12 protein-coding genes are annotated in these 13,072 nt (G+C 64.6%); 8 read left to right on the top strand and 4 right to left on the bottom strand.

The window, feature by feature from the left end:
* Nucleotides 1-44 precede the first annotated feature (44 nt).
* From msbA to HNP49_RS01700, 6 genes are all read left to right on the top strand, one after another.
* Nucleotides 45-1,847 carry a lipid A export permease/ATP-binding protein MsbA gene (gene msbA / locus HNP49_RS01725; protein ID WP_184680083.1) on the top strand — a complete coding sequence of 601 codons (1,803 nt, stop codon included), beginning with the start codon at nucleotides 45-47 and terminating at the stop codon, nucleotides 1,845-1,847.
* An 18-nt stretch (nucleotides 1,848-1,865) separates the two neighbouring features.
* Nucleotides 1,866-2,546 carry a lipopolysaccharide kinase InaA family protein gene (locus HNP49_RS01720; protein ID WP_184680082.1) on the top strand — a complete coding sequence of 227 codons (681 nt, stop codon included), beginning with the start codon at nucleotides 1,866-1,868 and terminating at the stop codon, nucleotides 2,544-2,546.
* 88 nt (nucleotides 2,547-2,634) lie between these two features.
* Complete coding sequence (gene hldE / locus HNP49_RS01715) at nucleotides 2,635-4,059, top strand: bifunctional D-glycero-beta-D-manno-heptose-7-phosphate kinase/D-glycero-beta-D-manno-heptose 1-phosphate adenylyltransferase HldE (RefSeq protein WP_184680081.1); 1,425 nt, start codon at nucleotides 2,635-2,637, stop codon at nucleotides 4,057-4,059.
* A 110-nt stretch (nucleotides 4,060-4,169) separates the two neighbouring features.
* On the top strand, nucleotides 4,170-4,712 hold the full coding sequence (locus HNP49_RS01710; protein ID WP_184680080.1) for an acyltransferase: 543 nt from the start codon (nucleotides 4,170-4,172) through the stop codon (nucleotides 4,710-4,712).
* Between the two features lie 126 nt (nucleotides 4,713-4,838).
* Nucleotides 4,839-6,119: an acyl-CoA dehydrogenase family protein gene (locus HNP49_RS01705; RefSeq protein ID WP_184680079.1), complete on the top strand. Its 1,281-nt coding sequence runs from the start codon at nucleotides 4,839-4,841 to the stop codon at nucleotides 6,117-6,119.
* Nucleotides 6,120-6,131: 12 nt separating this feature from the next.
* On the top strand, nucleotides 6,132-7,343 hold the full coding sequence (locus HNP49_RS01700; protein WP_184680076.1) for an acyl-CoA dehydrogenase family protein: 1,212 nt from the start codon (nucleotides 6,132-6,134) through the stop codon (nucleotides 7,341-7,343).
* A 51-nt stretch (nucleotides 7,344-7,394) separates the two neighbouring features.
* On the opposite strand, the gene HNP49_RS01695 is transcribed toward HNP49_RS01700, so the two are convergent.
* The 4 genes from HNP49_RS01695 to HNP49_RS01680 form a co-directional block, all read right to left on the bottom strand.
* Complete coding sequence (locus HNP49_RS01695) at nucleotides 7,395-8,276, bottom strand: metal ABC transporter ATPase (protein ID WP_184680071.1); 882 nt, start codon at nucleotides 8,274-8,276, stop codon at nucleotides 7,395-7,397.
* A 126-nt stretch (nucleotides 8,277-8,402) separates the two neighbouring features.
* A complete protein-coding gene (locus HNP49_RS01690) occupies nucleotides 8,403-9,218 on the bottom strand; it encodes an aldo/keto reductase (RefSeq protein ID WP_184680070.1) in 816 nt (271 codons plus the stop codon).
* Nucleotides 9,215-10,390, bottom strand: coding sequence for an FAD-binding oxidoreductase (locus HNP49_RS01685; protein ID WP_184680069.1), 1,176 nt, complete (start codon nucleotides 10,388-10,390; stop codon nucleotides 9,215-9,217). The genes HNP49_RS01690 and HNP49_RS01685 overlap by 4 nt, the downstream gene beginning before the upstream one ends.
* Nucleotides 10,391-10,432: 42 nt before the next feature.
* Nucleotides 10,433-10,765 (bottom strand): multidrug efflux SMR transporter, encoded by a 333-nt coding sequence (locus HNP49_RS01680; protein WP_184680068.1) that lies wholly within the window; start codon nucleotides 10,763-10,765, stop codon nucleotides 10,433-10,435.
* 84 nt (nucleotides 10,766-10,849) lie between these two features.
* Here HNP49_RS01680 and HNP49_RS01675 point away from each other — a divergent pair, with 84 nt between their 5' ends.
* The gene (locus tag HNP49_RS01675; RefSeq protein ID WP_184680067.1) at nucleotides 10,850-11,731 is read left to right on the top strand and encodes a LysR family transcriptional regulator; all 882 of its coding nucleotides are present in this window, start codon (nucleotides 10,850-10,852) and stop codon (nucleotides 11,729-11,731) included.
* Nucleotides 11,732-11,759: 28 nt separating this feature from the next.
* A complete protein-coding gene (waaA, locus tag HNP49_RS01670; protein WP_184680066.1) occupies nucleotides 11,760-13,046 on the top strand; it encodes a lipid IV(A) 3-deoxy-D-manno-octulosonic acid transferase in 1,287 nt (428 codons plus the stop codon).
* Nucleotides 13,047-13,072 lie beyond the last annotated feature (26 nt).

Genomic DNA, 13,072 nt, shown 5'->3' with positions numbered 1-13,072 from the left:
GTGCTAAGCTATGCGGCCTTTTGGCAACGTCACAGCGTGAGCGCATGGCCGACCAGTCCTCCGATGCTGCCCAGGCATCCAGTCTGAAGATATACCTTCGCCTGCTCGGTTATGTCAGGCCCTATGCCGGCCTGTTCATGGTCAGCATCCTCGGTTACGTCATCTTCGCTTCGACCCAGCCGATGCTGGCTGGGATCCTCAAGTACTTCGTCGATGGTCTGAGCAATCCGCAAGCGGTGCTCTTCCCCAACGTACCCTACTTGCGCGACCTGCAGCTGCTGCAGACCGTGCCCCTGCTGATCGTGCTGATCGCGGCCTGGCAGGGCGTCGGCTCGTACTTGGGTAATTACTTCCTGGCCAGGGTTTCGCTGGGGCTGGTGCATGACTTGCGCATCGCACTGTTCGACAGCCTGCTGGCGCTGCCCAATCGCTATTTCGACAGCCACAATTCCGGCCATCTGATTTCACGCATCACCTTCAACGTTACCATGGTCACCGGTGCCGCCACCGATGCGATCAAGGTGGTGATCCGTGAGGGGCTGACGGTGATCTTCCTGTTTGCCTATCTGCTGTGGATGAACTGGAAACTTACTCTGGTGATGCTGGCGATCCTGCCCCTGATCGGTCTGATGGTGACCAGTGCCAGTAAAAAGTTTCGCAAGCAGAGCAAGAAAATCCAGGTGGCCATGGGCGATGTGACCCATGTTGCTTCCGAGACTATCCAGGGTTATCGGGTCGTCCGCAGCTTTGGTGGTGAGACCTATGAGTCCGGGCGCTTTGTGAGGGCGAGCCAGGACAATACCGACAAGCAATTGCGCATGACCAAGACTGGCGCGGTTTACACGCCGATGTTGCAGCTAGTGATCTACAGCGCCATGGCGGTGCTGATGTTCCTTGTGCTGTTCCTGCGTGGCGATGCCACGGCCGGCGATCTGGTTGCCTATATCACTGCGGCTGGCCTGCTGCCCAAGCCGATTCGGCAGCTGTCCGAAGTCAGCTCGACTATTCAGAAGGGGCTCGCGGGCGCCGAAAGTATCTTCGAACAGCTTGATGAGGCCCCCGAGGTCGATCAGGGCAGCGTCGAGCATGAGCGGGTCAGTGGTCGCCTGGATATCCGCAATCTCAGCTTTCAGTATCCAGGCACTGAAAAACGGGTCCTCAATGACATCAGTTTCAGTGTCGAACCGGGGCAGATGATTGCTCTGGTGGGGCGCTCGGGCAGTGGCAAGTCAACCCTGGCCAGCCTGATTCCGCGCTTCTATCACCATGAGGCAGGGCAGATCTTGCTCGATGGTGTAGATGTCGAGGAGTACAGGTTGCGCAACCTGCGTCGGCATATTGCCCTGGTGACCCAGCAGGTCACTCTGTTCAATGACACTGTCGCGAACAATATTGCCTACGGTGATCTGGCGGGCGCGCCCCGCGAAGCGATCGAGCAGGCGGTCGAGGCGGCCTACGCCAAGGAATTCATCGACAAGCTGCCCCGAGGGCTGGATACCGAGGTGGGTGAAAACGGCGTGCTGCTCTCGGGCGGCCAGCGCCAGCGTCTAGCGATTGCCCGCGCCCTGCTCAAGGATGCGCCGGTGCTGGTGCTGGACGAGGCGACCTCGGCCCTCGATACCGAGTCCGAGCGGCATATCCAGGCTGCCCTGGATCGGGTGATGACGGGGCGTACCACGCTGGTTATCGCCCACCGCTTGTCGACCATCGAAAAGGCCGATCTGATTCTGGTGATGGATCAGGGGCAGATTGTCGAGCGAGGAAGTCATGCTGAATTGCTGGCGTTGAATGGGTATTACGCGCGACTGCATGCAAGGCAGTTCAGTGAGGATGTGCACGAAGAATAATAAAAATGTGAGGTACGCATGAGCAGGATTGCTGGCATCGAGGCGTGGCTGGCCGTTCCCGGCGAATGGGTGGAGTCGCCGAACGAACGGCGAGGTGGGCACAGCGGCGTCAAACTCATCCGTGGCGAGGCTGGGGGGCTTTTGTATCGAAAGCAGCAGATCGGCCATGTTTACCGCAGCCTGATCAAGCCGCTGGGATATCCCACGGTCATGCGCGAGCGCGATGCTCTGGCGCATTGCCTGCAGCTAGGGGTGCTGGTGCCCAGAGTGGTCTTTGCCGATTGCCGACGCTGGGAGGGCACTTGGCAGGCGGTTTTGGTGACCGAGGCCCTTGAGGGGTTTCAAAGCCTTGAGGATTGCTATCGGCAGCAGCGCGAACGTGAGTGGGGAGCGGCGCTGCACAAGGCCATCCTCGAGGAGGTCGGGCGCATGTTAGGGCGCCTCAATCTTGGGCGCCGGCAGCATGGCTGCCTTTATCTCAAGCACGTTTTTGTGCAACTGGATGGAGCCGGGATTCGCGTAGCTCTTATCGACTTGGAGAAGAGCCGAATCCGTTTGACCCGAAGACAGGCGGCAAACCACGACCTGCGCCAGATTGCCCGGCGGTCCGGGTGGAGGGGAGAGCAGTGGAACGCTTTCCTTGAGGGCTACCGGCAGAGCTTTCCTGGCACCTTGCCTAAAGGGCTTGTCACTGGCTGAGGTCGGCGGCGGTTGCCTGTGTTCCGGGCCGGTAACAGGGCTTCGGCATGTTATGATTCGCCCCGATTTTGCCCCCTGCGGAGTTCCCATGAAGTTGTCCATGCCCCGTTACGATCAGGCTGCCGTGCTGGTAGTTGGTGATGTCATGCTCGACCGTTACTGGCATGGCGGTACGTCGCGGATTTCCCCGGAGGCGCCGGTACCGGTGGTCAAGGTCGAGCAGATCGAGGATCGCCCCGGTGGCGCGGCCAACGTCGCGCTGAACATCGCCGCCCTTGGCGCGCCGGCCGTGTTGGTGGGAGTGACGGGCGCCGACGAGGCGGCCGTCAGCCTGCGCGACAGCCTTGCAGCGGCTGGGGTGCAGGCGCATTTCCAGCAGATCGCTGCACAGCCGACCATCGTCAAACTGCGTGTGCTCAGTCGGCATCAGCAGTTGCTGCGCATGGACTTCGAGGAACCCTTCCATACCGATGCCGAGGCTTTGGCCGCCGATGTCGAGCGCCTGCTGGCCGGCATTCGGGTGCTGGTGCTGTCCGACTACGGCAAGGGCGCTCTGCAGAACCACCAGGCGCTGATTCAGCTGGCCCGGGCCAAAGGCATTGCCGTACTGGCCGATCCCAAAGGCAAGGATTTCTCCATCTATCGGGGGGCCAGCCTGATCACGCCGAATCTCAGCGAGTTCGAAACCATCGTCGGTCATTGTCGCGACGAAGCCGAGCTGGTGGCCAAGGGCGATGCGCTGATGCGTGAGCTGGAACTCGGTGCGTTGCTGGTGACCCGTGGCGAACATGGCATGACCCTGCTGCGTCCCGAGCAGGCGCCGTTGCACCTGCCGGCCCGCGCCCGCGAAGTGTTCGATGTCACCGGCGCCGGCGATACCGTGATCTCTACCCTGGCCGCCAGTCTGGCCGCGGGCGAGGCGCTGCCGCAGGCGGTTGCCCTGGCCAATCTGGCTGCCGGTATCGTGGTGGCCAAGTTGGGCACGGCGGCGATCAGCGCTCCCGAACTGCGTCGTGCTGTGCAGCGCGAAGAGGGTTCCGAGCGTGGTGTGGTCAGTCTCGATCAGCTGCTACTGGCGCTGGAGGATGCTCGCGCCCATGGCGAGAAAATCGTTTTCACCAATGGCTGCTTCGACATCCTGCATGCCGGGCATGTCAGCTATCTGGAGCAGGCGCGCGCCCAGGGCGATCGCCTGGTTCTGGCGGTCAACGATGATGCTTCGGTCAGTCGCCTGAAAGGCCCGGGGCGCCCGATCAACGCGGTGGACCGCCGCATGGCCGTGCTGGCCGGCCTGGGGGCGGTGGACTGGGTGGTGAGCTTTAGCGAAGACACCCCGGAAAACCTGCTGCGTGCAGTCCGCCCGGACGTGCTGGTCAAGGGCGGTGACTACGGCATCGACGGCGTGGTCGGTGCCGATATCGTGCGGGCCTATGGTGGTGAGGTGCGCGTCCTGGGGTTGGTCGAGAACAGCTCGACGACCGCCATTGTCGAGAAGATTCGCAGCAAGGATTGAGCATGATGCTAGAGCGTATTCAGCGGTGGCTGCACAACCTCGCCTACAAGAACCGGCGCTCTATCAAAGCGGGCAATTCCGTACGACTGCCTGCAAGCAGCGAGCGGCAAATGAAGAAGGTGACCATCAAGCTGGGTGGTCGCAACAATCGCCTGGTGTTCGGCGAGGACGTGGTCATCAGCCACTGCGAAATTCGCCTGGACGGTGAGGACAACCTGATCGAGATCGGTGACCGGGCGCGCTTCAGTTCGGGAAAGATTTACCTGCGGCGCACCTGTGGGCAGCACATCCGCATTGGTGCGGATACCACGGTGGAGGGGGCCTATCTGCTGGTCGATGAGGCGGCCAGTATCGATATCGGCGATGACTGCATGCTGTCTACCGATATCCTGATCCGTACTGGCGACAAGCACTCGATCATCGATGTGGCCAGCGGCCAGCGGATCAATCCCTCGCGCGATGTGCGCATCGCCGATCGCGTCTGGGTGGGGCGTGACGTGCAGATACTCAAGGGTACCGTGTTGCAGCCCGAGACCGTGGTGGGTGCCTGCTCTCTCGTCTCTCGGGCCTTCGATGAGGGCCACTGTGTCGTCGCTGGCGTGCCGGCCAAGATCGTCAAGCGCGGCATTCGTTGGGACCGCTCGCTGATCTAGCGCCTACTCGGTTCTTCTGCCGAGGTTGCCAGTGACTGGCGTGCCAGTTGCGCCTGTCAGACCGGTCATGGCGGGTTGCATCGGGCGCGGGGATGATCACGGGGTCTACCTCGTGGAGCCACGCCCATGCGTACCGATGTTCAGGGTCATGCCCTTGCCGTGCTGAGCAAGGTGGCCCAGGCCGATTGGCCTGACCGCTTCAAGTTGCGCCACCCCTTCGAAAAGCTGCTCTACACCGGCAGCCGCAGCAGCTTCCGTTATGCGGCGGCGCGCGGTGGCAAGAGCAAGGTGCCGCGCGTTGTGAGCAGCGATAGCCTGTTCGACCTGTCCCTGTCCGATGAACAGCAGATGCTGGTGGAGATGCTCGATAGCTTCGCCAGCGAGGTCCTGCGCCCCGCCGCCCATGATGCCGATGCGCAGGCGGCCGTACCGGCCGAATTGCTGATTCAGGCCCGTGAGCTGGGACTGGCCTTTTACGGCGTTCCCGAAGCGCATGGCGGCATGGCCGGTGAGCGCACTCTGGTGACCAATGCACTGATCGCCGAGGCGCTTGGCAAGGGTGACCTGACCCTGGCCGCCAGCCTGCTGGTGCCGCTCTCGGCGGCCAACTGCATTCGTCGCTGGGCGTCGCCCGAGCAACAGGCGCAGTGGTTGCCGGCCTTTGCCAGCGAGCAGGGCGCCGAGCCCTATGCCTTGGCTGTCAACGAGCCCGCTGTGCTGGCGGACCCGCAGCGGCTGCAAACCACGGCGCGCAAGCGCGGCGGACATTACCTGCTCAATGGCGAGAAGAGCCTGGTCCTGCAGGGGCTCAATGCCAGTCGCTTGCTGGTCGCGGCGCAGTGCAGCGACGGGCCAGCGCTGTTCTGGGTCGATGCCGCAAGCAAAGGCATCAGCCGTCAGGCCGAGCCGGCCATGGGGCTCAAGGCGGGCGCGCTGGCGCGTGTGCGCTTCAAGTCGGTCAAGGTGCCGGCCGAGCAGCGTCTGGCCGGCGCCGATTTCGATTACTCCGCTTTCCTGGCCTGTTCCTCTCTGGCCTGGTGTGCCCTGGCGGTTGGCACCAGTCAGGCGGCGCTGGACTATGTGATCGGCTATTGCAATGAGCGGGTCGCCTTTGGCGAGCCGATCAGCCACCGTCAGGGAGTGGCGTTCATGGTGGCCGACCTGGCCATCGAGATCGATGCCATGCGCCTGATGGTCTGGCGGGCCTGTGCCCGGGCCGAGCGTGGCGAGTCGTTCCTGCGCGAGGCCTATCTGGCCCGCGTCCTCTGTGCCGAGAAGGCGATGAAGGTCGGCACCGACGCCGTTCAGCTGCTCGGCGGCCATGGCTTTACCAAGGAGCACCCGGTCGAGCGCTGGTATCGCGATCTGCGGGCGATCGCTATCCAGGCCGGCGGCCTGCACCTCTGACGGAGCGCACATATGTATCTGGAAACCCCCAAGAAATTCCGTGCGCTGGAGAACCAGGCGCATCAGGTGGCCGCGCAGTTCTTCCGGCCGATTTCACGCAAGTACGACAAGGCCGAGCATGCCTATCCCAAGGAGCTTGACCTGCTGGCCGCGCTGCTCGATGGCATGAACGAAGGCTCGCCCAATGCAGTGGGTGCGACCTCGGCCAGCAAGCGCGGCGCCGCGCGTGAAGTGGAGGAGGGCATCAAGAACGGCGGCAACCTGTCGGCACTGCTTGGCGTGATGGAGCTGTGCTGGGGCGATGTCGGCCTGCTGCTGGCCATGCCGCGTCAGGGGCTGGGCAATGCGGCCATCGCCGCGGTGGCCAATGATGAGCAGCTCGGGCGTTTCGGCAAGACCTGGGCAGCAATGGCCATCACCGAGCCCGGCTGCGGCTCGGACTCGGCGGCGATCCGCACCACAGCGGTGAAGGACGGCGATCACTACATCCTCAATGGCGAGAAAATCTTCGTCACCTCGGGCGAGCGGGCCAAGGCCGTGGTGGTCTGGGCCACGTTGGACAAGGGACTGGGTCGTGCGGCGATCAAGTCGTTTGTGGTTGAGCACGGCACACCGGGCATGACCGTCACCCGACTGGAGAAGAAACTCGGCATCAAGGCCTCGGACACGGCGGCGATCAGCTTTGTCGACTGCCGGGTGCCGGCGGCCAACCTGCTCGGCAATCCGGAAATCGATGTGCAGAAGGGTTTTGCCGGGGTCATGGAAACCTTCGACAACACACGGCCACTGGTCGCCGGCATGGCTATCGGCGTGGCCAAGGCGGCGCTGGACCGTACCCGTGAGCTGCTCTCCAGGGCGGGTTGTCGTTTCGACTACCGCAAGCCGCTGCTCAGTGTGAGTCATGCCGAGGCCACGCTGTACCGCCTTGAGGCCGAATGGGAGGCGGCGCGCCTGCTGACGCTCAAGGCGGCCTGGATGGCCGACAACAAGCTGCCCAACTCCAAGGAGGCGTCGATCGCCAAGGCCAAGGCCGGGCGGGTGGCCAACGAGATCACGCTCAAGTGCGTGGAGCTGGCCGGCGCCGCCGGTTACGGCGAGGACGAGCTGCTGGAGAAGTGGGCGCGCGACTCGAAGATCCTCGACATCTTCGAGGGGACCCAGCAGATCCAGCTGCTGATCATTGCGCGGCGTCTGCTAGGCAAGACGTCCAGCGAATTGAAGTAAGACTGCTTTGCCCACTTCGCCCCGGTTTTTCGGGGCTTTTTTATCTGGGGTTCAGGCGGCGCGCAGGCGCTGGATCCAGTCCTGCCAGGCGATGCGCTCATCGTGCACCAGCCAGCCATCGCGCTCGGCGAAGGCCTCCGACAGCCACAATGGCTGACGGGTATCGACCGGGTCGAGCATGCCCTGCTGCAGGGTGTACAGCTCGCTGGTGGGGTGGCCGCGGTGCAGGGGAATCAGGTAGAGATCAGGTTCGTCCGGTTGCAGTTCGGCCACCAGATGGCCGCCGATCAGTCGCTCGTCGGCGTGGAACAGGCTGAGCTCCCGGGCCAGGCTGGGTAGCTCCAGGCGCATGTTGTAGACCAGCTGCAACGACGCCGTGGGCAGGTGCACATAGGCGAACGGCCGCTCCAGCAGCGGCATCTGCCCGCGCAGAACCGGATGGGTCGAGCCAGCCTGAGCCTGCAGGCTGAAATGCTGCTCGTCGTGGTAGTCGAGGGTGTCGGCATAGGGTGTGGGCAGCCAGGTCTGGGCAAAGCGCCCGCACAGCCAGCCAGCCTCGCTCTGCACCAGACATTCTTCGGCCACTTCGTGCAGGGCAGTAAGCAGCGGCAGGTTGAGTTCGTGGGCTGGCACATAACCGGAGATCAGCTTGAGCACGCAGTCGCCGCGATCGGCGCGCTGCTGGCGGACCACCACCCAGTAGTCGCGACCATCCAGATGCAGGGTCAGGCGCACGGAAACACCGAGGTTGGCCAGTTCCACGCTGAATTGCTGGCTGTTGCCGATCTGCACCGGGCGCCGGCGAGCCTGCATCTGGGCAAAGTTCAGGGGCAATCCGATGCCCTGGTAATGCAGCTGGTGACCGTCGGCCTCGACGTGTAGGGCGAGGGTCTTGAAGCTGCCGGGGTCCTTGCGGGCGAGGGTCAGCGGCATGGTGACTCCTGTATCGCAGTCGACAAACGGAAGCTTGAGGCTAGCAGCTTAATTCCTGCTTGCCTGCGGGATGCGACGACCTGTCGCGCCTCGCTGTTTCGGGCTTCTGGCGCCGATTTTCCGCTTTCAACCGAGCGCTTTCAGTACCCCGGCGGCGCAGGCCACGTTGTGCGCCAGATGCGCGGGGTTGATGGTGCCGACGATGGCACTGGTCACGCCCGGGTGGCTGAACACCAGTTCGAAACTGGCCTGTACCGGGTCGACACCGGGTTGCAGGCAGGCATGGCCGCTGGCCAGCGCCTTTTTGACCAGAATGGCTTTGCCGTGACTGGCGGCGTAATCCAGCACCGGCTTTTCGCCCTGCTCGTTGAGGTTGTAGGTGACCATCGCGCAGTCGCCGTCTTGCAGGGCGAGCAGGCCGCCCTCGACAGTCTTGCCGGAGAGGCCGAAGGCGCCGATCTTGCCCTCGCGCTTGAGCTCGGCGAGGGTTTCGTAGATGCCGGAGTCACGCAGAATCGCCACATCGTTGCCATCGGAGTGCACCAGCAGCAGCTCGATGTGTTCGCTCTCCAGGCGCTTGAGACTGCGCTCGACCGAGAGGCGGGCATGGGCCGGGCTGAAGTCGAACAGCGACTGGCCGCCGATGAATTCTTCGCCGACCTTGCTGACGATTACCCACTCGTGGCGCTGGCCGCGCAGCAGCGGGCCGAGGCGCTCCTCGCTGGTGCCGTAGGCCGGCGCGGTATCGATCAGGTTGATGCCCAGTTCGCGGGCCTGCTGCAGCAGCGCCCGCGCGGCGGCGTCATCGGGAATGGTGAAGCCGTTGGGGTATTTGACGCCCTGGTCGCGGCCCAGCTTGACCGTGCCCAGCCCCAGTGGCGACACGCTCAGGCCGGTCGAGCCCAGCGGCCGGTGCCAGTCGTGCAGGGTGGCGGGGCTCATGGTAGCAGGGTCTCCCAGGCTGGCTGGGCCACGGCAGGGCGTGGCAGCGGTGGTAGCGCCGGGTGATTGCCGGGTTGGATATTGTCACGCTGCAGGGCCGCCAGAACGCGGTCGGCAAAGTCGGGCGACAGCGCGAGTTTGGTCGGCCAGCCAACCAGCAGCGGACCGTCTTCGGCGAGGAAGGCGTTGTCCGGGCGCACCAGGCCGGACTGCGCTGGCTCGGCGCGGTCGACCCGCAGGGTGGCCCAGCGGGTGGTGCTCTGGTCGACCCAGGGCAGCAGCTCAGCCAGCTCCTGCTGCGCGGTTTTGATCTGACTGGCTTCGTCGCGGGCCACGCCGTCGGCCTCGGCGAGATCACCGCCGAGGTACCAGACCCACTGGCCATCGGCCGCCGGGTGGGTGGTGACGGTCACCCGTGGCTTCGGTCCGCCGCCCAGGCAATGGGCATACAGCGGTTTGAGCGCGGGTCCCTTGGCCAGCACCATGTGCAGCGGACGCAGCTGCTGCTTGGGTTGCTCGATACCGAGAGTCGCCAGCAGTTGGGCATTGCCGGCGCCGGCGCTGAGCACCACGCGCTGGGCGCGTATCTCGCGTCCGTCGATCCGCAGGCCGCTGAGCTGCGTGCCATCACGCAGCGGCTGGATGTCCTGGGCGGCCAGCAGGCCGTCACCTGCCAGCTCGGCCATGCGGGTAATCAGGCTGGGCACGTCCAGCACCAGTTCGGCCAGGCGATAGACCTTGCCCTTGAACTTGCGGTCCTGCAGCGCCGGCGGCAGCTGCTCGCCCTTGACCTGGTCGACGCGGCCGCGCACGGCCTTGCTGGCGAAGAAACTGGTGAGGTTGCCGGCCAGGGTGCCGGGCGACCAGAGGTAATGGGCTTCGGAGAGCAGGCGCACACCGGAGAGGTCCAGCTCGCCGTTGCCGCTGAGGGCTTCACGCCAGCGCCTGGGCATATCGGCAATGGCTTCCGAGGCGCCGGTCAGCGCGCCGTGCAGCGCATATTTGGCGCCGCCGTGGATGATGCCCTGGGACTTTATGCTCTGTTCGCCGCCGAGGCTGCCGCGCTCGACCAGCAGGGTGCTGTAGCCTAGTCGGCGCAGGCGTGCGTTCAGCCACAGGCCGGCGATACCGCCGCCGATGATCAGGACATCAGTGCTCAGGGATTGCGACATGCTGGCGCTCACGACAGAAACAGGCGCGCAGTATAACGGTGATCAGTGCCCGGCGGTTTTCGAGAACAGCTGGATGAACACCACGCCGGCGACGATCAGGCCCATGCCGATGATGGCCGACAGGTCCAGCTTCTGCTGGTAGATCACCAGTGCGACGATGCTCACCAGCACAATGCCGAGGCCCGACCAGATGGCGTAGGCCACGCCAACCGGTACGGTCTTGACCACCAGGCTGAGCAGGAACAGCGAGACCGAATAGCCCACCACCACCAGAATCAGCGGCAGCGGTTTGTTGAAACCATCCAGCGCCTTCATCGAACTGGTGGCGATGACTTCCATGACGATGGCGATGGCCAGGTAGAGGTAGCCGGGCATGGCGGGTACTCCGTGAATGATGCGCTGATTCTATAAGTTGAGCGCTGGAGGTAAAGTCATCACCTATCTGGATGGGAGATAGGTATGGGGTCGAACCTGGAGCAGCTGCAGGTGTTTGTCAGAGTCGCGGATGGTGGGTCGTTCTCGGCGGTGGCGCGTGAGCTGGGGCGCGCTCAGTCGGCGGTGAGTAACGCTGTGGCTCTGCTTGAGGTGGATCTGGGCTGCCAGTTGTTCGAGCGCCGCAGCGGCTGTGCGCCGCGTCTGACCCGCGCCGGCGAGGCGTTGCTCAGCGAGGCGCGTGAATTGCTGCAGCAACAGCAGCGCCTGCAGGGGCGGGCGCGCAGCCTGGCCGGCGGCGAGGAAGCCTGTCTGCGCCTGATTCTCGACGAGGCCATGTCCTATCTGCCGCTGCTGGACAGTCTGGAGGCGCTGGGAGAGCGGCATGCCGAGCTGGAACTGCAGCTGTACAGCGGTACTCAGGGCGATATCGCCCGCTGGGTGGAGGGGCGGCGGGCCGATCTGGGGCTGCTGTTTCGTCAGGAGCAGATGCCCGCCAGTCTGGAGCGGCGCTGGCTGGGCAATGTGCCGCTGGTGCTGGTGGTCGGCCAGCAGCACCCACTGGCTCAGGCCGGGCGCGTGAGTCAGCGCGAGCTGGCTTGTCACCGGCAGTTGCTGATTGCCCCGCGTGAAAGCACCTACCCGGATCGCGAACGCATCAGTGCGCGAATCTGGCGTGCCGACAGTCTGTATGCCATGGCCGAGCTGGCCGCGCGCAACCTCGGCTGGGCGCTGTTGCCGCTGCATGTGGTGCAGTACCCGGTCTACCGTGAGCAACTGGTGACGCTGCAGGCAGACTGGGCGCCGCCCGCCTGGGGGGTAGAGCTGGTCTGGCGCCGTGATCAGGCCCTGGGGCCGGTGGCCAGTTGGCTGGCTGAGCGATTTGCCGGGCACTTGCAGCAAGGCTGAGCAGCGGGGATTTGGTAAGCTGCGGGGCATGAACCGAACTCTCTATTCCGTGCTGTTTCACCTGGCCCTTCCCCTGATCGCCCTGCGCCTGGCCTGGCGGGCCTGGCAGGCGCCGGCCTATGCGCGGCGCATCGCCGAGCGTTTTGCCCTGGCGCTGCCGCCGCTCAAACCCGGCGGTATCTGGCTGCATGCCGTCTCGGTGGGGGAGAGCATCGCTGCGGCGCCGCTGGTGCGCGAGCTGCTGGCGCGTTACCCGGAGCTGCCTGTCACCATCACCTGCATGACGCCGACCGGCTCCGAGCGCATTCAAGTCATGTTTGGCGGCCCCGAATATGCCGGCCGCGTGCAGCACTGCTACCTGCCCTATGACCTGCCCTGGGCCGCGGCGCGTTTTCTCCGGCGGGTGCGGCCGCGTTTGGCGGTGATCATGGAGACTGAGCTGTGGCCCAACCACATTCACCAGTGTGCGCGTCTGGGTATTCCGGTGGCTCTGGCCAATGCCCGGCTGTCGGAGCGCTCGGCCCGTGGCTATGCCCGCTTTGCCAGGCTCACCGCACCGATGCTGGCCGAGCTCTCGCTGATTGCCGTGCAGACGGAGGCCGAGGCGGAGCGCTTTCGCCAACTGGGCGCACGGCCTGAGGCCGTGCAGGTGACGGGCTCGATCAAGTTCGACCTGACCATTGATCCGGCCTTGCGTCAGCGCGCCGATGAACTGCGTGCCACCTGGCAACCGGCTGGCCGGCCGGTGTGGATTGCTGCCAGCACCCATGCCGGTGAGGACGAGATCATCCTCGCGGCGCACCGTGAGCTGCTCAGGCAGAATCCGCATGCCCTGCTGATGCTGGTGCCGCGGCACCCGGAACGCTTCAACAGCGTGTTCGAACTGTGCCAGCGCGAAGGCTTTGCCACCCTGCGCCGTTCGGCGGGTGAACCGGTCGGTGCCGGGCATCAGGTGCTGGTCGGTGACAGCATGGGCGAGCTGCTGTTCCTCTATGCGTTGGCCGACCTGGCCTTCGTCGGTGGCAGCCTGGTGGCCAATGGCGGGCACAACCTGCTGGAACCGGCCGCGCTGGGCAAGCCGGTACTGTCTGGTCCGCACCTGTTCAACTTCCTGGAGATCGCCGCGTTGCTGCGCGAGGCGGATGCTTTGTGCGAGGTGGCCGATGCTGAACAGCTGGCGCTGGCACTGCAGCAATTGTGGCAGCAGCCGGAGCAGCAGGCAGTCATGCGGGCCGGAGGGCTGACGGTCATGCGGGCCAACCAGGGCGCACTGGCGCGACTGCTGGGCGGTTTGCAGACGTTGTTGGAACGGTGATTCGCAGGCATAAAAAAGCCCGGCAT

The sequence above is a fragment of the Pseudomonas fluvialis genome (assembly GCF_014207935.1).
Lineage (GTDB): Bacteria > Pseudomonadota > Gammaproteobacteria > Pseudomonadales > Pseudomonadaceae > Aquipseudomonas > Aquipseudomonas fluvialis_A.
The sequence above is the reverse complement of the archived record's forward strand: the minus strand, read 5'-3'. Positions and strand labels throughout refer to the sequence as shown.